Origin of the sequence: Burkholderia alba, from assembly GCF_034721475.1 — a bacterium.
GTDB classification, from domain to species: domain Bacteria; phylum Pseudomonadota; class Gammaproteobacteria; order Burkholderiales; family Burkholderiaceae; genus Burkholderia; species Burkholderia alba.
Map to the genome: position 1 here is coordinate 96,679 of NZ_JAWJWL010000014.1, position 20,573 is coordinate 117,251.

General features: G+C 65.5%; 16 protein-coding genes. 7 read left to right on the top strand and 9 right to left on the bottom strand.

Translation table 11 applies throughout. From position 1 onward, the window contains the following. Entirely contained in the window at nt 1-1,263 is a 1,263-nt protein-coding gene (locus RZR99_RS17515; protein ID WP_323121024.1) for an RsmB/NOP family class I SAM-dependent RNA methyltransferase, read from the bottom strand. Beyond that, nucleotides 1,260-1,925, bottom strand: coding sequence for a phosphoribosylglycinamide formyltransferase (gene purN, locus RZR99_RS17520; protein ID WP_323121025.1), 666 nt, complete (start codon nt 1,923-1,925; stop codon nt 1,260-1,262). The genes RZR99_RS17515 and purN overlap by 4 nt, the downstream gene beginning before the upstream one ends. A gap of 123 nt (nt 1,926-2,048) precedes the next feature. Here purN and RZR99_RS17525 point away from each other — a divergent pair, with 123 nt between their 5' ends. The 5 genes from RZR99_RS17525 (at nt 2,049) to dut (ending at nt 8,267) form a co-directional block, all read left to right on the top strand. Then, the gene (locus tag RZR99_RS17525; RefSeq protein ID WP_323121026.1) at nt 2,049-3,041 is read left to right on the top strand and encodes a bifunctional riboflavin kinase/FAD synthetase; all 993 of its coding nucleotides are present in this window, start codon (nt 2,049-2,051) and stop codon (nt 3,039-3,041) included. A 104-nt stretch (nt 3,042-3,145) separates the two neighbouring features. Further along, nucleotides 3,146-5,983 carry an isoleucine--tRNA ligase gene (gene ileS / locus RZR99_RS17530; RefSeq protein ID WP_323121027.1) on the top strand — a complete coding sequence of 946 codons (2,838 nt, stop codon included), beginning with the start codon at nt 3,146-3,148 and terminating at the stop codon, nt 5,981-5,983. Beyond that, entirely contained in the window at nt 5,983-6,483 is a 501-nt protein-coding gene (gene lspA / locus RZR99_RS17535; protein WP_323121028.1) for a signal peptidase II, read from the top strand. The genes ileS and lspA overlap by 1 nt, the downstream gene beginning before the upstream one ends. A gap of 65 nt (nt 6,484-6,548) precedes the next feature. Beyond that, on the top strand, nt 6,549-7,760 hold the full coding sequence (gene coaBC, locus RZR99_RS17540; protein WP_323121029.1) for a bifunctional phosphopantothenoylcysteine decarboxylase/phosphopantothenate--cysteine ligase CoaBC: 1,212 nt from the start codon (nt 6,549-6,551) through the stop codon (nt 7,758-7,760). 60 nt (nt 7,761-7,820) lie between these two features. After that, on the top strand, nt 7,821-8,267 hold the full coding sequence (gene dut, locus RZR99_RS17545; RefSeq protein WP_323121030.1) for a dUTP diphosphatase: 447 nt from the start codon (nt 7,821-7,823) through the stop codon (nt 8,265-8,267). Between the two features lie 165 nt (nt 8,268-8,432). Here dut and RZR99_RS17550 read toward each other — a convergent pair whose 3' ends face one another. The 4 genes from RZR99_RS17550 to clpS form a co-directional block, all read right to left on the bottom strand. Further along, the gene (locus RZR99_RS17550; protein ID WP_323121031.1) at nt 8,433-9,107 is read right to left on the bottom strand and encodes a hypothetical protein; all 675 of its coding nucleotides are present in this window, start codon (nt 9,105-9,107) and stop codon (nt 8,433-8,435) included. A gap of 84 nt (nt 9,108-9,191) precedes the next feature. Continuing rightward, the gene (locus tag RZR99_RS17555) at nt 9,192-10,571 is read right to left on the bottom strand and encodes an amino acid permease (RefSeq protein ID WP_323121032.1); all 1,380 of its coding nucleotides are present in this window, start codon (nt 10,569-10,571) and stop codon (nt 9,192-9,194) included. Nucleotides 10,572-10,669: 98 nt separating this feature from the next. Continuing rightward, entirely contained in the window at nt 10,670-12,970 is a 2,301-nt protein-coding gene (clpA, locus tag RZR99_RS17560; protein ID WP_323121033.1) for an ATP-dependent Clp protease ATP-binding subunit ClpA, read from the bottom strand. Then, a complete protein-coding gene (gene clpS / locus RZR99_RS17565) occupies nt 12,967-13,281 on the bottom strand; it encodes an ATP-dependent Clp protease adapter ClpS (protein ID WP_252981867.1) in 315 nt (104 codons plus the stop codon). The genes clpA and clpS overlap by 4 nt, the downstream gene beginning before the upstream one ends. Nucleotides 13,282-13,809: 528 nt before the next feature. Between clpS and RZR99_RS17570 the strand changes: the two genes are divergently transcribed. Next, nucleotides 13,810-14,013: a cold-shock protein gene (locus RZR99_RS17570; protein ID WP_004196460.1), complete on the top strand. Its 204-nt coding sequence runs from the start codon at nt 13,810-13,812 to the stop codon at nt 14,011-14,013. A 73-nt stretch (nt 14,014-14,086) separates the two neighbouring features. Here the strand turns inward: RZR99_RS17570 and RZR99_RS17575 are convergent, their stop codons facing one another. After that, entirely contained in the window at nt 14,087-15,661 is a 1,575-nt protein-coding gene (locus RZR99_RS17575) for a multicopper oxidase family protein (RefSeq protein WP_323121034.1), read from the bottom strand. 586 nt (nt 15,662-16,247) lie between these two features. On the opposite strand from RZR99_RS17575, the gene RZR99_RS17580 reads away from it, so the two are divergent. Next, on the top strand, nt 16,248-16,475 hold the full coding sequence (locus tag RZR99_RS17580; protein ID WP_323121035.1) for a hypothetical protein: 228 nt from the start codon (nt 16,248-16,250) through the stop codon (nt 16,473-16,475). A gap of 145 nt (nt 16,476-16,620) precedes the next feature. Here RZR99_RS17580 and RZR99_RS17585 read toward each other — a convergent pair whose 3' ends face one another. Then, on the bottom strand, nt 16,621-18,849 hold the full coding sequence (locus RZR99_RS17585) for an NADP-dependent isocitrate dehydrogenase (protein ID WP_323121036.1): 2,229 nt from the start codon (nt 18,847-18,849) through the stop codon (nt 16,621-16,623). A gap of 202 nt (nt 18,850-19,051) precedes the next feature. Then, nucleotides 19,052-20,308, bottom strand: coding sequence for an NADP-dependent isocitrate dehydrogenase (icd, locus tag RZR99_RS17590; protein WP_323121037.1), 1,257 nt, complete (start codon nt 20,306-20,308; stop codon nt 19,052-19,054). Nucleotides 20,309-20,573 lie beyond the last annotated feature (265 nt).

The following is a 20,573-nucleotide window of genomic DNA, read 5'->3' on the forward strand; positions in this document are numbered from 1 at the left end:
TTATTGCGCGCGCCGCTCGAGGACCGCCGCGAAAAAGCCGTCGGTCGCGTGGCGGTGCGGCCAGAGCGACAGGTAGTCGCCCATGTCCAGCTCGATGCGCTGGTCGGCCAGCACCTGCCCCGCCGGCACGAGCACGAACTCGGGGTGATCGGCGAGGAACTGCGTGACGATCGCTTCGTTTTCCGCATCCAGCACGCTGCAGGTCGCGTACACGAGGCGCCCGCCCTTCTTCACGAGGCGCGCGGCGCTGGCCAGGATCGATGCCTGCTTCGGCGCCAGCTCCGTGATCGACTCGCTCGACTGGCGCCATTTCAGATCGGGATTGCGGCGCAGCGTGCCGAGGCCGCTGCACGGCGCGTCGACCAGCACGCGGTCGATCTTGCCCGCGAGCCGCTTGATCTTCGCATCGTGCTCGCTGTCGATCAGGACCGGATTCACGTTGGACAGGCCGCTGCGCGCGAGGCGCGGCTTCAGCTTCGCGAGCCGCTTCTCGGAGATGTCGAACGCATACAGCCGCCCCGTCGAGCGCATCATCGCGCCGAGCGCGAGCGTCTTGCCGCCCGCGCCCGCGCAAAAATCGACCACCATCTCGCCGCGCCGCGGCGCGACGAGCGAACACAGCAGCTGGCTGCCTTCGTCCTGCACCTCGATCATTCCTTCTTCGAACAGCTTGAGCTTCGTCAGCGCGGGCTTGCCGGTCACCCGCACGCCGGTCGGCGCGAACGGCGTCGCGCCGGCATCGATACCGGCCGCCCTCAGGCCGTCGATCACCTGCTCGCGCGTCGCCTTCAGCGTGTTCGCCCGCAAGTCGAGGGGCGCCGCATAGTTGACCGCGGCAGCCAGCTGCGCCAGTTCGTCGGCGTCGAAGCGCTGCGCGAGCGCCTGGTGGATCCAGTCGGGCAGATTGGTGCGCACCCGCAGCGGCAGGCTCGCCGGGTCGATCTTCGCGACGTGATCGAGCCACGCCCATTCGCTGTCCGACGTGTACGGCTTGAGCGCCGACCGGCCGGCCGTCTGCATCAGGCCAAGCAGCGTCAGGCGTCGGGCCGGGCTGCCGGTGCCGCTCTCGGCCAGGTGCCCGTACTCCATCTTCCGGCGCAGCACCGCGAATACCGCTTCGGCGATCACGCCGCGCTCGGCGTGGCCCAGCTTCGGATGCGCGCGGAAGAAGCGGCTCGTCGTCGCGTCGGCCGGGCCGGCGAATTTCAGGACCTCGGCGAGCAGCGCCTCGGTTTGTCCAATCAGAAAGCCGTGCAGCTTCATACACCCTCACCCGTCGTTGTCGTATTCATGTCATCCGCGAAAAATCCGCGCGCTTCGTCCGGCGCGACCACCGCCCGTCCGCCTTCGAGCCTCAGTCGCCCGTCCACGAACCAGCGCACCGTGCGCGGATACAGTTCGTGCTCGACCGCCAGCACGCGGCCGGCCAGCGCCGCCGCATCGTCGCCCGCGCGCACCGGCACCGCCGCCTGCGCGACGATCGCGCCGCTATCCAGCTCCGGAATCACGAAATGCACGGTCGCGCCATGCAGCGCGACACCCGCATCGAGCGCCTGCTGGTGCGTATGGATGCCCTTGAAGCTAGGCAGCAGCGAAGGATGGATATTGAGCATCCGGCCCTCATATCGCTTGACGAAGGCCGGGGTCAGGATTCGCATGAAGCCCGCGAGCACGACGAGATCGGGGCTGAACCGGTCAATCTCGGCCGCGAGGGCCGCATCGAAGCTGTCCCGGCCGTCGAACCGGCGGTGGTCGACCACCGCGGTCGCGATACCGTGCGACGCGGCGAACGCCAGGCCGCCCGCATCGGGCCGATTGGCGATCACGGCGGCAATCTCGGCCGGCCAACCGTCCCGCGCGCACGCGCTGACGATGGCCTCCATGTTGCTGCCGCGACCGGAAATCAAGATAACAAGTTTTTTCATCCGCGAATTTTACCATTCGGCCTCCCTGAACCCGGCGTCCCGAGCCGCCCGGCCGCCCGAACGTTTATAATCTTCTGCTTTGCGGCTTCCGCCCGCGTCATCCCCACGCTGCCACCCGCTATCGTGAAAGTCTTCCGCGGCCTGCCCAACGCCGAGAGCCGCGCCCCGTGCGCGCTGACGATCGGCAATTTCGACGGTGTCCATCGCGGCCACCAGGCGCTGCTCGCGCGCGTGCGCGCGGCGGCGGACGCGCGCGGGCTGCCGGTATGCGTGATGACCTTCGAGCCGCATCCGCGGGAATTCTTCAACCCGGCCGGCGCACCGCCGCGCATCGCGATGCTGCGCGACAAGCTGGAAGCGCTGCGCGACCACGGCGTCGATCGCGTGGTCGTCGAGCATTTCAACCACACCTTCGCAAGCCAGTCGCCCGACGCGTTCGTCGAGCGCACGCTGGTCAATGGTCTGCACACCCGCTGGATGATGGTGGGCGACGATTTCTGCTACGGCGCGAAGCGCGCGGGCGATTTCGCCTCGCTGAAGGCGGCGGGCGTCCGTCACGGCTTCGAGGTCGAACAAATGGCGACGCTCGCCGATCCGAGCGGCGCGCGCATCTCCAGTTCCGGCGTGCGCGCGGCGCTCGCCGCGGGCGATCTCGACGCCGCCGCGCAGGCGCTCGGCCACGGCTATGCGATCAGCGGCCACGTCGCGCACGGGCTGAAGCTCGGCCGCGATCTCGGCTTTCCGACGCTGAACCTGCCCATCGCGCACAAGCGGCCCGCGCTCAAGGGCATCTTCGTCGTCCGGGTACACGGCCTCGCGCCGGGTCCGCTGCCCGGCGTCGCGAGTCTCGGCGTGCGGCCGACGGTCGACGATTCGGGCCGCGTGCTGCTCGAGGTGCACCTGCTCGACTGGCACGGCGACGCCTATGGCAAACTCGTGCGGGTCGAGTTCCTGAAGAAGCTGCGCGACGAAGCGAAATTCAGCGATCTCGAAGCGCTGTCGCGAGCCATCGCACAGGACGTCGCCGACGCGCGCGCGTATTTCGCCGCGCATGGCGATATACCGGGCAGCCGCGCCACCGGCTTCGCCACGTCGGCCACCGACCGAATTAGCTGATCCGCCCGGCGCGCCCGCCGTGCCTTCCTTCGCGCCGCCCGATGCCGGTGCTGCGACCCCGACTCACGACGCGCGAGCGTCCCAGAATTCACAGCGATCCCACCATGAGCAACAAGAAAGCCGATTCGAAACCTCAGGCCAAGTATCCGGTCAACCTGCTGGACACGCCGTTCCCGATGCGCGGCGATCTGCCGAAGCGCGAGCCGCAATGGGTCCAGGAATGGGAAGCGGACGGAATCTACGCCAAGATCCGCGCGGCGAGCGCCGGCCGGCCGAAGTTCATCCTGCATGACGGCCCGCCGTATGCGAACGGCGACATCCACCTGGGCCACGCGGTCAACAAGATCCTGAAGGACATGGTCGTCAAGTCGCGCAACATGGCGGGCTTCGACGCGCCGTACGTGCCCGGCTGGGACTGCCACGGCATGCCGATCGAGATCCAGATCGAGAAGCAGTTCGGCAAATCGCTGCCGGCCGCCGAAGTGATGAGCAAGGCCCGCGCGTACGCGACCGAGCAGATCGAGAAACAGAAGGTCGGCTTCAAGCGGCTCGGCGTGCTGGGCGAATGGGACAACCCGTACAAGACGATGAACTTCGTCAACGAGGCGGGAGAACTCCGCGCGCTCGGCAAGATCCTCGAAAAAGGCTATGTGTATCGCGGCCTGAAGCCCGTCAACTGGTGTTTCGACTGCGGCTCCGCGCTCGCCGAGGCGGAAGTCGAGTACAAGGACCGCACCGATCCGACGATCGACGTGCTGTTCCCGTTCGCCGAACCCGAAAAAACCGCGCGCGCATTCGGCCTCGCGGCCCTGCCGCGCGCCGACGGCGGGATCGTGATCTGGACCACGACGCCGTGGACCATCCCCGCGAACCAGGCGCTCAACCTGCATCCGGAAGTCGTGTACGCGCTCGTGGACACCCCGCGCGGCCTGCTGATCTTCGCCGAGGAACGCGTCGCCGCCTGCCTGGAAGACTTCCACCTGACGGGCAAGGTCATCGCGACCACGACGGGCGAGAAGCTTGCGAACCTGCGCTTCCATCATCCGCTCGCGGGCGCGCACCCCGGCTACAAGCGCACCTCGCCCGCCTATCTCGGCGACTACGTCACGACCGACACCGGCACGGGCGTCGTCCACTCGTCGCCCGCCTACGGCGTCGAGGATTTCGTGTCGTGCAAGGCGCACGGCATGACCGATGCCGACATCATCAACCCGGTGATGGGCGACGGCCGCTACGTCGAATCGCTGCCGCTGTTCGGCGGGCTGTCGATCTGGGATGCGAACCCGAAGATCGTCGCGGCGCTCGACGCGGCGGGCACGCTGCTGCGCAGCGAGAAGTACCTGCACAGCTACATGCACTGCTGGCGCCACAAGACGCCGATCATCTTCCGCGCGACGTCTCAATGGTTCGCCGGCATGGACGTGACGCCGAACGACGGCAAGCGCACCCTGCGCGAAACCGCGCTCGAAGGCATTGAGGCCACCGCGTTCTATCCGGCGTGGGGCAAGCAGCGCCTCTTCAGCATGATCGCGAACCGGCCCGACTGGACGCTGTCGCGCCAGCGCCAATGGGGCGTGCCGATGGCGTTCTTCGTTCACAAGGAAACCGGCGAGCTGCATCCGCGCACGCTCGAACTGCTGGAGGCCGTCGCGCAACGGGTCGAACAGGGCGGCATCGAAGCCTGGCAGACGCTCGATCCGCGCGAACTGATCGGCGACGACGCGAACCTGTACGAAAAGAATCGCGACACGCTCGACGTGTGGTTCGATTCCGGCACCACGCACTGGCATGTGCTGCGCGGCTCGCACAAGAACGAGCTGCAATTCCCGGCCGACCTGTACCTCGAAGGCTCGGACCAGCACCGCGGCTGGTTCCACTCGTCGCTGCTGACCGCGTCGATGCTCGACGGCCGCGCGCCGTACAAGGGCCTGCTCACGCACGGCTTCACGGTCGACGGCGAAGGCCGCAAGATGAGCAAGTCGCTCGGCAACGGGATCGATCCGCACGAAGTCGCAAACCGCCTCGGCGCGGAAATCATCCGCCTCTGGATCGCGTCGACCGACTACTCGGGTGAACTCGCGATCTCCGAGGAAATCCTGAAACGCGTGACGGAAGGCTATCGCCGCATTCGCAATACGCTGCGCTTCCTGCTCGCGAACCTGTCCGACTTCGACTACGCCGAACACGCGCTGCCGCCGAGCGAATGGCTGGAGATCGACCGCTACGCGATCGCCTTCTCCGCGCAGTTGCAGACGGAACTGCTCGCGCACTACGAGAAATACGAATTCCACCCGGTGGTCGCCAAGCTGCAGACGTATTGCTCGGAAGATCTCGGCGGTTTCTACCTCGACGTGCTGAAAGACCGTCTGTACACCAGCGCCGTCGATTCGAACGCACGCCGCTCCGCCCAGACGGCGCTGTACCACGTGACGCAGGGCCTGCTGCGCGTGCTCGCGCCGTTCCTGTCGTTCACCGCCGAGGAAGCGTGGAAGGTGTTCCAGCCGGGCCGCGAGACGATCTTCACCGAAACCTACCACGCGTATCCCGACGTCGCGGACGCCGACGCGCTGGTCGCCAAGTGGACGACGCTGCGGGAAGTCCGCGGCAACGTGACGAAGGCACTCGAGGAAGCCCGCACCGCGAACCGCATCGGCTCGTCGCTGCAGGCGGAGCTCACGCTGCGCGCGAGCGGCGCGCGCTACGACGCGCTGACGAGCATCGGCGACGATCTCAAGTTCGTGCTGATCACCTCGGCCGCGACGGTCATCAAGGTCGACGACGAGGCGCAGGAAGGCGTCGACGTGATGGCGTCGACGTACCAGAAATGCGAACGCTGCTGGCACTACCGCGCGGACGTCGGCGCCCACGCCGACCATCCGACGCTGTGCGGCCGCTGCTTCTCCAATCTCTTTGAAAACGGCGAAACCCGGAGCGCTGCGTAATGGCCAAAACCCTGTCGAAATCCCCGAGCGGTTCGCTCGCGCCCTGGCTTGGCATTTCGCTGATCGTCATCCTGTTTGATCAACTGACGAAGATCGCGGTGCTGAAGACGTTCGCGTACGGCGTGCTGCATCCGGTCGCGCCTTTCTTCAATCTGACGCTGATCTACAACCGCGGCGCCGCGTTCGGCTTCCTCGCGACGGCAGGCGGCTGGCAGCGCTGGGCGTTCACCGCGCTCGGCATCGGGGCGACCCTCGTGATCTGCTACCTGTTGAAGCGCCACGGCCACCAGCGGCTGTTCAGCACGTCGCTCGCGCTGATCCTCGGCGGCGCGCTCGGCAACGTGATCGACCGGCTGGTCTACGGCCACGTGATCGATTTCCTCGACTTCCACGTTGCCGGCTGGCACTGGCCCGCGTTCAACCTCGCCGATTCGGCGATCACGATCGGCGCGATCCTGCTGATCTACGACGAATTGCGCCGCGTGCGCGGCGCGCGCTGAACGCATACACTGCGCGCAGGGCCGGTGCGCATGCGCCGGCCGCCACGTGCTTTCGGAGGCCTCAGTTGGCACACGCAGAACTCGCAGGAAAACATCTCGTCCTCGGCCTGACGGGCGGCATCGCCTGCTACAAGATCGCCGAGCTCACTCGCCTGCTCACCAAGGCGGGCGCGACCGTGCAGGTCGCGATGACGGAAGCCGCCACCCGGTTCATCACGCCCGTGACGATGCAGGCGCTCTCCGGCCAGCCGGTCTACACCAGCCAGTGGGATCCGCGCGTCGACAACAACATGGCGCACATCGACCTGTCGCGCGAAGCGGATGCGATCGTGATCGCGCCCGCCTCCACCGATTTCCTCGCGAAGCTCGCGCACGGCTTCGCGGACGATCTGCTGTCGACGCTGTGCGTCGCGCGCGATTGCCCGCTGCTCATCGTTCCCGCGATGAACCGCCAGATGTGGCAAAACCCGGCAACGCAGCGCAACGTCGCGCAGTTGCGCGCGGACGGCGTCGCAGTGCTCGGCCCGGATTCGGGCGCGCAGGCCTGCGGCGAGGTCGGCGACGGCCGGATGCTCGAACCGGAAGCGATCTACGAAGCGATCGCCTCGCATTTCCAGCCGAAGGTGCTCGCGCATCGCCGGGTGCTGATCACGGCCGGCCCGACCTTCGAGCCGCTCGATCCGGTGCGCGGCCTGACGAACCGCTCGAGCGGCAAGATGGGCTTTGCGCTCGCCCGTGCCGCCCAGCAGGCCGGCGCCGAGGTGCATCTGGTGGCGGGCCCGGTTGGGCTGGCGACGCCGTGGGGCGTCTACCGCGAGGACGTGCAGACCGCGCAGCAGATGCATGACGCGGTGATGAACGCGGTGCCCGACGCCGATCTCTTCATCGCGGTGGCCGCCGTCGCCGACTGGCGCGTCGCGCAGCCCGCCGAGCACAAGATCAAGAAAACCGCCGACCGCAAGATGCCCACGCTCGCGTTCGTCGAGAATCCGGACATCCTCGCGACCGTGGCGGCCCTGCCCCATCCGCCGTTCTGCGTCGGCTTCGCCGCGGAAAGCGGCGATCTCGACGTGCATGGCGAGGAAAAGCGCCTGCGCAAGAAAGTACCGCTGCTGATCGGCAATCTCGGCCCGCTGACCTTCGGGCTCGACGACAACGAAGTCGTACTGTTCGAAGCCGCCGGCTCGACGCGTCTGCCGCGCGCCGACAAGACGACGCTCGCGCACACGCTGATCGGCGAAATCGCGAGACGTCTGCCGGATACGCGCCTCATCTGACACCCTGCCCGGCCGCGCGAAACGCGGCCGGGCCCTTTTTCCGCCACTGGTTCACGCCGCATGAAACTCGACCTGAAGATCCTCGACGCGCGGATGCGCGACTACCTGCCCGCCTATGCGACCACCGGCAGCGCGGGCCTCGACCTGCGCGCCTGCCTCGACGAACCGGTCACGCTCCGTCCGGGCGAGACGACGCTCGTGCCGACCGGCCTCGCGATCCACCTCGCCGACCCCGGCTACGCGGCACTGATCCTGCCGCGCTCGGGTCTCGGGCATAAGCACGGCGTCGTGCTGGGCAATCTGGTCGGATTGATCGACTCCGACTACCAGGGTCAGCTGATGATCTCGACGTGGAATCGCGGCCAGACCGAATTCACGCTGAATCCGTTCGAGCGGCTCGCACAGCTGGTGATCGTACCGGTCGTGCAGGCGAGCTTCAATATCGTCGACGACTTTGCCGACAGCGAACGCGGCGCGGGCGGCTTCGGCAGCACCGGCCGGCACTGACGCCCCTTTCGTCGCAGCGGGCCGCCATGGCCCCGCCGCGCGCCATTCCACACATCGCGGACGGCTTGGCTGCACGGCACTCGATCGTCGCGGCGCGCGGCCGAACGTCAAGCGCCGGCGGGACATGCCCGCTCGCCGAACTTCCGACGAAGCCGCATTGCCCGATCAGCGCTGGCGGCGCAGGATACCTGCCGGGCTTGCATTGCCGATGAAACAATCGCGCTCGACGACCACCAGATAGTCGCGCAAGCGCTGCAGATCGAGATCGCAGGTGCCGTCCGTCATCTGGGCGCGCGACAGCTTCGCTTCCCGCTCCGATACCTGCTTGAACCTCAGCAACATGCCGAGCCGGACCGGCGGCGCCCCATCGCTCAGATAAGCGTAGCTGGCACGGTCGCCGCGCACGATCAGTTGCCTCGCGTGGTCGCTGCTTCGCCAGCGTCCGTCCCACCCCGCCGGCACGATCGGCGCCGGTGCGATCCGTCTCAGCGCCGTGCGTTCGATCCATCCCGCGGTCGCGACGCCGTGCGGGCCGATATAGGTCGCGTACAGTTTCCCGTCGAGCCGAAGATCGCCCTGCGCGGATTCGCCCACGACCACTTCGCTACCTTGCGCGATCGTGTGGCCGCTGTCGCGAAACCGGGGCGACGTGTCGTCGGCATCGGTCTGCGTGAGCACGCGCGCGTTACCGGCCACGACGCTCGCGAGCCAGGGCGTCGTATCGGGCAGCGGCACCGCCGTGTCGGCGGCTAGCACACCCCGGGCAGCGATGGCGATACCGGCCGCCGCGATCCAGCCGAGCGGCGCGATCCGCGCGGCGGCCGATTTGCTTTTGTTCATCGTCTCGGTGTCTCCCCGGAGCCGCGCGAATCCGGCGCGCCCGCACGCCGTGCCGCCATGCTACGCGCACCCGCGCCGACGCGGCTATGCGAGGTGCCGCGCGCGGTAATGAAATCGATAGGCCAACGACAGCAGCACGATGAACACGATCCCGACCTTCATCGTCATCCCGAATTCGCGCGTGAAGGCGGTCGTCGCCAGCACCGCGCCGACCAGCACCGCCCCCAGCACGCTGCCGACCGGGTGCAGCCACATCCGGAATGCGGGTGTCGGACCGCGATAACGGGCGCGAAAGAAGAGATGCGTCACGAAGATCATCAGCCACGTGAACAGCGCCCCGAACATCGCGATCGCCATCATCAGCGTGAACGCGGTATCGGGATAGAGCGCCACCAGCACGGTCGCCACCGCAACACCGCTGGTCGATACGAACAACGCCGCGAGCGGCACTCCGTTCGCGCCGACCCGGCCGAACACCGCCGGCGCGAGTCCCGCGCGCGACAAGCTGAACATCATCCGAGACGTCACATAGAGCTGGCTGTTCATCGCCGACAGCGCGGCCACCAGCACGACGAAGTTGATCACGCCTGCCGCATACGGCACGTGGGTCGCGGCCATCACCTTCACGAACGGACTTTCGTCGGTCCCCGCCTGCCCCCACGGCACGATCGCGAGCATCAGCGACAGAGTCAGCAGGTAGAACAGCACCAGGCGGAACACCGTCGAACGGAACGCGCGCGTCACCGCTTGCTGCGGATCGCGCGCTTCACCGGCCGCGATCGCGACCGTCTCGATGCTCATGTAGCTGAAGATCGCGACGATCACCGCGACCCAGGTACCCCACGGCCCTTTCGGGAAGAATCCGCCGTGCGCGGTGTAGTTGGCGAAACCCGGCCCGGCACCGGCCGGCGCCGACCAGACGAGATACGCGCCCAGCACGATGAAGACGACGATCGCCGCGATCTTCAGCAGCGAGAACGCGTATTCGACGACGCCATAGAGCGTGACGCTTGCCATGTTGACGGCGATCAGCACCGCCGAAAACGCGATGACCCAGTACCAGCCCGGCACGGCCGGGAACCAGTACTTCATGAACACCGCGATCGCGCTGATCTCGGTACCGACCGCGAACACGACCGCGAACCAGTACGCATAGCGGACGAGGAAGCCCGCGAGCGGTCCGACATAGTGCTCCGCATAGGCGCCGAACGACCCGGAGGTCGGATGCACGGCCGTCATTTCGGCGAGCGCGCCCATCAGCAGCAGCGCGATCAGCGCGCCGATCGCATACGACACCAGCACGCTCGGTCCCGCGAGGCCGATCGCGAAACCGCTGCCGAGGAAGAGCCCCGTCCCGATCGCGCCGCCGATCGCGATCATCGCCATCTGGCCGGAGCTCAGGCCGCGGCGCAGGCCCTTTTCGCGCTCGACAATCGAGTCGAACGTCCGTTGTTGTTGTGTCAAAACCGGCTCCCTACATCCCTTGCTTGGCATGCGTTGAATAAAACGAAACGGCGCGGAGGACATCCCGCGCCGTTGGAGTGAAGCGTTGCTGCAGCCGACTATTCGACTTCCACCGTCTCCTCGCTGGGCTTGCTCGGCGGCGTGGCGGTCTTGTCGAACGACAGCTGTACCTTGTCGCTCTCGTCGACATCGACCGTGACGTGCCCGCCGTTGACCAGCTTGCCGAACAGCAGCTCGTCGGCAAGTGCGCGGCGAATCGTATCCTGGATCAGGCGCTGCATCGGACGCGCGCCCATCAGCGGATCGAAACCGTGCTTGGCGAGATGTTTGCGCAACGCGTCGGTGAAGAGCGCGTCGACCTTCTTCTCGTGCAGTTGCTCTTCGAGCTGGATCAGGAACTTGTCGACCACGCGCATGATGATTTCCTCATCGAGCGAGCGGAAGCTGATCGTCGCGTCGAGCCGGTTGCGGAACTCGGGCGTGAACAGGCGCTTGATGTCGACCATCTCGTCGCCCACTTCGCGGCGCGTGGTGAAGCCGATCGTCGCCTTCTGCATCGATTCCGCGCCGGCATTCGTCGTCATGATGATGATGACGTTACGGAAATCCGCCTTGCGGCCGTTGTTGTCGGTCAGCGTACCGTGATCCATCACCTGCAGCAGGACGTTGAAGATGTCCGGATGGGCTTTCTCGATTTCGTCGAGCAGCAGCACGCAATGCGGCTTCTTCGTCACGGCTTCGGTCAGCAGGCCGCCCTGGTCGAATCCGACATAGCCCGGCGGCGCGCCGATCAGGCGGCTCACCGCATGGCGCTCCATGTACTCGGACATGTCGAAGCGGATCAGCTCGATGCCGAGCGTGAACGCAAGCTGCCGCGCCACTTCGGTCTTGCCGACACCCGTCGGGCCGGAGAACAGGAACGCGCCGATCGGCTTGTCCATCTTGCCGAGACCCGCGCGCGCCATCTTGATCGACGCGGCCAGCGCATCGATTGCCGGATCCTGGCCGAACACGACGCTCTTCAGGTCGCGATCGAGCGTCTGCAGCTTGCTGCGATCGTCCTGCGACACGCTCTGCGGCGGCACGCGCGCGATCTTCGAGATGATTTCCTCGATCTCGCTCTTGCCGATCGTCTTCTTCTGCTTCGACTTCGGCAAAATGCGTTGCGCGGCACCCGCTTCGTCGATCACATCGATTGCCTTATCCGGCAAATGACGGTCGGTAATGAAACGCGCGGACAGTTCAGCGGCCGCCGACAGCGCGCCCGACGAATACTTGACGCCGTGATGCTCCTCGAAGCGCGACTTGAGACCGCGCAGGATCGCGACCGTCTGCTCGACGGACGGCTCCGTGACATCGACCTTCTGGAAGCGCCGCGACAGCGCCGCGTCCTTTTCGAAGATGCCGCGATACTCGGTGAAGGTGGTTGCGCCGATGCACTTGAGCGTGCCCGACGACAGCGCCGGCTTGAGCAGGTTCGACGCGTCGAGCGTTCCGCCCGATGCCGCGCCGGCCCCGATCAGCGTGTGGATCTCGTCGATGAAGAGAATCGCGTGCGGGCGCTCCTTCAGCTCTTTCAGCACCGTCTTCAGACGCTGCTCGAAATCGCCGCGGTACTTGGTGCCCGCGAGCAGCGCGCCCATGTCGAGCGAGTACACCTGCGCGTTCGCGAGAATGTCCGGCACCTCGCCGCGGGTGATCCGATACGCAAGGCCTTCCGCGATGGCGGTCTTGCCGACACCGGCTTCGCCGACGAGCAGCGGATTGTTCTTGCGGCGGCGGCACAGCACCTGGACCACGCGCTCGACCTCGGACTCGCGCCCGATCAGCGGATCGATCCGGCCGTCCTTCGCCGCCTGATTCAGATTCTGCGTGAACTGCGCGAGCGGCGTTTCCTTCTGCGTGTTCGCCTCGTCCGTTTCCGCGCCCGTGTCGCTCGACTTCGCGGCTTCGCCGCTGCTGGTCTTCGCGATGCCGTGCGAAATGAAGTTGACGACGTCGAGGCGCGTCACGCCCTGCTGTTGCAGGTAGTACACCGCGTGCGAATCCTTCTCGCCGAAGATCGCCACCAGCACGTTCGCGCCCGTGACTTCCTTCTTGCCGTTCGACGTCGACTGCACGTGCATGATCGCGCGCTGGATCACGCGCTGGAAACCGAGCGTCGGCTGGGTGTCGACGTCGTCGGTGCCCGGCACGGTGGGCGTATTGTCGTGAATGAAATTGCGCAGGTTCTGACGCAGATCCTCGATGTTGGCCGCACACGCGCGCAACACCTCGGCTGCTGTCGGATTGTCCAACAGAGCCAGTAAAAGATGCTCGACCGTAATGAACTCATGCCGCGCCTGGCGCGCTTCCATGAACGCCATGTGCAGGCTGACTTCCAATTCCTGGGCAATCATGCTTCCTCCATCACGCACTGCAGCGGATGCCCTGCCTGCCGCGCATGGGTAACGACTTGCTCGACCTTGGTCGACGCGATGTCCCGCGTATAGACCCCACAAACACCCCGCCCTTCGCGATGCACTTTCAACATAATCTGCGTAGCTGTTTCGCGATCTTTCTTGAAATATTCCTGCACGACCATCACGACAAACTCCATCGGCGTGAAATCGTCGTTCAGGAGCACCACCTTGAACATCGAAGGCGGTTTGAGTTTCTGTTCCTTGCGTTCCAGGACGGTGCTGTCCTGCTTGTCCGGGATAATCGCCATACACCCATTCTAAACAACTCGGACAGGCCCGCAATCCTGTCATTAACCGACTCGCGCCGGCACCCTCCCTGGCTCCGCGAACCGCCGAAGCGCCCTTCTCGCACTGCATGAAAGCCGGCTGCGGTGCCGGCTTTCATGCAGTGCACAGACCTGCGGGCAAGTGTGTCGCCTGCGGTGCCTGCGTCGAGTATCCCACAACCTGAGGAACCGCGAACGCAGGTCACGTGAGCCTGGTATATGAGCCGATTATGCGACTTTTCAAGCCCGCTCGCTCGCTCGGCGGCAGCGAAGCAAAGCGGGATAAACCCTGAAAATGGGTTCTTTACAACGCCCCCGAATACGTCTAAAAATTTTCTTGACACTCAATTAAAGAGCGCCAACAATCAAGCTGGCACTTTTTTCAATTTGTCTTTTTGACAAAGAAAAGGCCGAGGTGAGCTTGTGAGGGGGGAACGGCTGCATTGCCGGTCGTTTAGCTTTTCGAGCGTGCTCGTGGTAAGTAGCGACTGTGTGACAGGGGAAGTAGGTATGGCAACTGGTATTGTCAAATGGTTCAATGACGCGAAGGGCTTTGGCTTCATCACGCCCGACGAGGGCGGCGAAGATCTGTTTGCACATTTCTCGGCTATCAACATGCAGGGCTTCAAGACCCTGAAGGAAGGCCAGAAAGTGAGCTTCGAGGTCGTGCAAGGACCCAAAGGCAAACAAGCGTCGAACATCCAGGCCGCTTAACGGCACTTGGAGTGTGAATAGAGAAACCCGGCTTCGAGCCGGGTTTCTTTTTTTGCGGCGCACGGCGCAAATTTCAAATCACTTTCAGCGTGCCCATCATGCCGAGATCCTCGTGCTCGAGGATGTGACAATGAAACATGCGTTCGCCGCGCTCGGGCTGCATGGTCAACACTCGCACGATTTCATCCCGGCCGACATTCACCGTGTCGCGCCACGCGCGATACGGTTCGCTCACCGTCTTGCCGGCCCGTTCGCGTTCGACGACCTGGAACTGCGTGCCGTGCAGATGGAACGGGTGATCCATGTCGGTTTCGTTACGGATCGTCCATAACTCGACATCGCCGCGGCGGCTCGTCAGGGTCGCGCGGTGCGGGGCGAAGATCTCGCCGTTCACCATGAAACGCATACCGGCGGGACGGCCGTTCGCGGGCGAACGCATCATCGCGTCCATGTCCATGGACTCGCCGAACGCGACTTCCTTGCGGGCGACCGGTTCGCCCAGCGCGGCGACGGGCCGCAAACGCGCCGGCAGCGCGCGCGCGGCGGCCGGACGGAACGACACGTCGGCAAGCGGCAGCGACGGATCGGGCGGCAGACTGCCGTGGCCATCGTCCGACATCGCCATCTTGCTGCGGTCGTATTCGCCCGCCGTCAGCACCGCGCGCGCGGGTCGATCTCCCGCCCGCACCAGCACTTCGGCCCGCTCGCCCGGCGCGAGCCGCAGCGTCGTGACGTCGCGCGGCGTCTCGAACAATCCCCCGTCGGTGCCGACGTGCACGAACGGACGGCCGTCGTCGAACGTGATGCGCAGATAACGCGCGCTGCACGCGTTCCACAGACGCCAGCGCTCGTCGCCGCCGACCTCGAACCGCGGCCGGCGCGCGCCGTTGACCAGCACGAACTGCCCTTCGCGCCCGTTCATCCAGTCCATCAGGTCATTCGGCGGAATCGAGCCGTCGCGCGCGAGCTTGAGATCCGAGAAGAACAGCTTCCGCTCCGGCCAAGCGGCGAGCGGATCGTCGGCGGCACGCACGATGAACGGCCCGGCCAGCCCGCGAAAGACCTGCTCCGCCGTCATCATGTGCGGGTGCGGGTGATACCAATAGGTGCCCGCGCTCCCCTTCGGCAGCGTGAAGCGATAGGTCCGGGTCGCGCCGGGCGCGACCTCATCGGACGGATTGCCGTCCTGATCCGGCGGCACGGGCAGCCCGTGCCAATGGATGGTCGACGGCTGCTTCAAGTGATTGACGAAGCGGATCTCGACCGTATCGCCTTCACGCACGTCGATCAACGGACCGACCACCGGCCCCCGGCGATCCGCGCCGTACTGCCAGAACGTCGTCGATGCGGTATTCGCCAGCAGCGGGCGCGGCACCGGCTGTGCAGTCAGGGTCGCGCGGAACACCCCGGGCTCGCGGCTTTCGTTCGCCAGCACGCGCAACGACGCGAGCGGCGCGCCGGCCGGCAGCGCGTCGGCAGCGGCGAGCGGCAGCGGTACGGCCGCTCCGCCTTGCATGCCGGACATGTCGCCCATGCCACCCATGTCCTGCATGCCGTGCATCGCGTGTCCTTGCGCGAATGCCGTGCGCATCGTCAGTGAGCCGACGGCCGCACCGAGCGTGCCGACCAGAAATTGCCTGCGAAGCATCGATCGATTCCTATCTGCCAAGTAGTCAAGACGAAGGTTCCGACGATACACCACGCGGCATGTGCATGCCGTCCCGCGCGCAGATTCGCCGCAACGCGTCCCGGCCGGCCGGCCGACGCACCGCTGCACCGCCGCCCGCCACGTGGGCAGCGACCCGGGTTCGTCCCCCGACAACCCTGCGCCGCACAATCCCGGGCGACCTGCCCGAAGCGCACAACGCTTATGCAAACACCCGTATTCCGTAAAATTTCACGATGTGGCATGCGCGATTGCACTGTAAAAAAATTTGGTGCATGGCACAAATTCGCGGTTTCGCAATGCCGCATTTCATTCCGCAATACGGAATAAGAAAAATAAGTTCATGTTTATAAAACAAATTTTTTGTTTCGAGCAGCGCTTCTACGTTTCCCTTCCGAGCGGGCCGCGAACGTAGACTTTGTCACATGCACCGGCGTAAAGCGGCGGACCGGGAAGCGGAGAAGAAACATCGCACCGCGACCGGCGCGGCGGCCAGCCGGCCCACCCCGCGCGGCAAGCGGGGGCGCAACGGAAGCGCGTTTGGTTTGATCAGAAAGGGAGAACGGAAATGAAGGGATTTCGCTTTGGTTCTGAGCAAGGATCGTTCTACATCCTGCCGAGCAACGACGGCTGGGAGGCGACGTTCGGCAACACGTCGCTGGGCGCATTCCCCACCCCCGAGCATGCCGCCGATCATCTCGCCCGCGGCGCATGCTGTCCGGACCTGTCGGAACTGGACACGGCCACGCTCGAAGTCCCTGAACAGATCGCGGACTGGGAAATCGTCCACGTCTGATCGACGGCGGCAGGCGCGAACGATCGCGCCGCCGCCCCGTCGGCATGACGGGCAGGCCGGACAACAAAGCGGGCAGGCGCGCGGCGGAACGTCTTGATCCGCGTCGCGTTACCGGTTCGTTGAACGGCCCTCCCGGCGAATAGCGTCAGGCGATCGCGTCGATGACGCCGTTCAGCGTCCGGCTCGGACGCATCGCCTGGCTCGTCAGGCCGACGTCCGGGCGATAGTAGCCGCCGATTTCCACCGCGTTGCCCTGCGCCGCGCCCAACTCCTCCAGAATGCGCGCCTCGCTGTCGCCCAGCGCCTTCGCGACGCCCGCGAACTGCGCCTGCAACGCCGCATCGCCGGTCTGTTCCGCGAGCGCCTGCGCCCAGTACAGGCACAGATAGAAGTGGCTGCCGCGATTGTCGAGCCCGCCTACCTTGCGCGCCGGCGACTTGTTCAGGTCCAGGAACTTGCCCGTCGCCTGATCCAGCGTCGTCGCGAGCACCAGCGCCTTCGGGTTGTGATACGCGTGACCCAGGTGTTCGAGCGATGCGGCCAACGCGAGGAATTCGCCGAGCGAATCCCAGCGGAGGAAGCCTTCCTCCACGAACTGCTGCACGTGCTTCGGCGCGGAGCCGCCCGCCCCCGTTTCGAACATGCCGCCGCCCGCCATCAGCGGAACGATCGACAGCATCTTCGCGCTGGTGCCCAGCTCCATGATCGGGAACAGGTCGGTCAGGTAGTCGCGCAGCACGTTGCCGGTGACGGAAATCGTGTCCTTGCCGGCACGAATCCGCTCCAGCGAGAAGCGGGTCGCCTCGACCGGCGTCATGATCCGGATGTCCAGCCCGCTCGTGTCGTGGTCCTTCAGGTAACGCTCGACCTTGGCGATGATCTGCGCGTCATGCGCACGGGCCGGATCCAGCCAGAACACGGCGGGCGTGTTCGACGCGCGCGCGCGATTGACGGCGAGCTTCACCCAGTCCTGGACCGGTGCGTCCTTCGTCTGGCACATGCGCCAGATATCGCCCGTCTCGACCGCATGTTCGAGCAGCACCCGGCCGGCCGCGTCGACGACGCGCACTGCGCCGTCCGCGGAGATCTGGAACGTCTTGTCGTGCGAACCGTATTCCTCGGCGGCCTGCGCCATCAGGCCGACGTTCGGCACGCTGCCCATCGTGACGGGATCGAACGCGCCGTGCTGCTTGCAATCCTCGATCACGGCCTGGTAGACGCCCGCATAGCAGCGATCGGGAATCACCGCCTTCGCATCGTACAACTCGCCGTCCGGCCCCCACATGCGGCCCGATTCGCGAATCATCGCCGGCATCGACGCATCGACGATCACATCGCTCGGCACGTGCAGGTTCGTGATGCCCCGGTCGGAATTGACCATCGCTAGACTCGGACGGTGCGCGTACTCGGCCTTGAGATCCGCTTCGATCGCACCGCGCGTGTCGGCCGGCAGATCCTTCAGCCGGGCGTAAAGGTCGCCGATACCGTTGTTCGGATTGAAACCGACTTGCGCGAGCACGTCCGCATGCTTCGCGAGCACGTCCTGATAGAACACCGACACGGCGTGGCCGAAGATGATCGGATCCGACACCTTCATCATGGTTGCCTTCAGGTGCACCGAGAACAGCACTTCCTTGCGCTGCGCATCGGCCAGCTCCGCTTCGAGGAAGCTGCGCAACGCCTTCTTGCTCATCACCGACGCGTCGATGATTTCGCCGGCCTTCACGGCCGTCCGCTCCTTCAGCACCGTCGTCGCGCCATCGGCGGCGACCAGTTCGATCCGGACGCTGCCGGCTTCGCCGATCAGCGCGGACTGCTCGCTGCCGTAGAAATCGCCGCTGCTCATGTGCGCGACATGCGCCTTCGAGGCGGCATTCCACGGCCCCATCCGGTGCGGATGCTTGCGCGCGTAATTCTTGACCGATAGCGGTGCGCGACGATCCGAGTTGCCTTCGCGCAGCACGGGATTGACCGCGCTGCCCTTGATCTTGTCGTAGCGCGCCTTGACGTCCTTGTCGGCGTCCGTCGCGACTTCTTCGGGGTAGTTCGGCAGCGGGTAGCCCTGCGCCTGCAGTTCGGCGATCGCGGCCTTCAACTGCGGCACCGACGCGCTGATGTTCGGCAGCTTGATGATGTTGGCTTCCGGCTGCGTGGTGAGCTGGCCCAGTTCCGCCAGATCGTCGGCGCCTTTCTGCTCGGGCGGCAGTTTGTCCGAGAACGCGGCGATGATGCGGCCCGCGAGCGAGATGTCGCGGGTTTCGACCGCCACGCCCGACGAGCGCGTGAACGCCTTGACGATCGGGAGCAGCGAATAGGTTGCCAACGCGGGAGCTTCGTCGGTGAGGGTGTAAATGATCTTGGGCGAGGTAGACATGTGTTTGATGCGTTGCTACGTGAAATATTGGACAGAAGAGCGCCGGCGGCAAACCGGCGGGGACGCGGTCGGATCGACCGCGGAACGGGACGCGCCGGACCGGCCGGGCGTTGAAATCGCGAATGCCGTCATGGTTCGGGACGGGCCCGGCAGCGCCGGAGCGTTGCGCGGCCGGCACTGCCGGGCCGCGCAACGGCGGGACTTACATATTCTCGATCAGCACCTGGCCGAAACCCGAGCACGACACCTGCGTCGCGCCTTCCATCAGGCGCGCGAAGTCGTATGTGACGCGCTTTTGCAGGATCGACTTTTCCATCGCGGAGATGATCACGTCGGCCGCCTCGGTCCAGCCGAGGTGGCGCAGCATCATTTCCGCCGACAGGATCTCCGAACCCGGATTCACGTAGTCCTTGCCGGCGTACTTCGGCGCGGTGCCGTGCGTCGCCTCGAACATCGCGACCGAATCCGACAGATTCGCGCCCGGCGCGATGCCGATGCCGCCTACCTGCGCGGCCAGCGCGTCGGAAATGTAGTCGCCGTTCAGGTTCAGCGTCGCGATCACGTCGTATTCGGCCGGGCGCAGCAGGATCTGCTGCAGGAAAGCATCGGCGATCGAATCCTTCACGACGATCTCGGCGCCCGTCTTCGGGCTCTTGATGCGCATCCACGGACCGCCGTCGATCAGTTCCGCGCCGAATTCCTTCTGCGCGAGCGCATAGCCGTAGTCACGGAACGCACCTTCCGTGAACTTCATGATGTTGCCCTTGTGGACCAGCGTCACCGATTTGCGATCGTTGTCGATCGCGTACTGGATCGCCTTGCGCACCAGGCGCTCGGTGCCTTCCCGCGACACCGGCTTGATCCCGATCCCCGACGTTTCCGGGAAACGGATCTTCTTCACGCCCATTTCGTCCTGCAGGAACTGGATGACCTTCTTCGCCTGCTCGGATTCCGCCGCCCACTCGATGCCGGCGTAGATGTCCTCGGAATTCTCGCGGAAGATCACCATATCGGTCTTTTCCGGCGCCCGCACGGGCGACGGCACGCCCTTGAAGTACTGCACCGGGCGCAGGCAGACGTACAGGTCGAGCTCCTGGCGCAGCGCGACGTTCAGCGAACGGATGCCGCCGCCGACCGGGGTCGTCAGCGGCCCCTTGATCGACACGACGTAATCCTTCAGCACCTGCAGCGTCTCCTCCGGCAGCCACACGTCCGGACCGTAGATCTTGGTCGCCTTTTCGCCGGCGTAGATCTCCATCCAGTGGATCTTCTTCTTGCCGCCGTAGGCTTTCTCGACCGCCGCGTCCACGACCTTGATCATCACCGGGGTGATGTCGAAGCCCGTCCCGTCGCCCTCGATGTAAGGAATGATCGGCTGATCGGAAACGTTGAGCGAGTAATCCTTGTTGACGGTGATCTTGTCACCGCCGTCCGGAACCTTGATGTGCTGATACGGCATGATCGACTCCAGTGATATGGCTGGGCTGGTGGGATTCTGCTGATAGCTGCCTGGCTCGCGACGGTGGGCGCCGGCCCCGTGCCTGCAACAGCGAGTCGCTATTCTAGCGCCCGAAGGAGGCTTGGCGGCGCGAAGGCGGGCAGCGCCTTCGGGTTCCACTCAAGTCTTATATAAGACAAAAGACTTGCCGTTCCGTATTATGCATTAAGATTCCGCCATTTGCCATAGAACGCGGCCCGCCCCGGGCCGCCCGCCGCCCGATTCA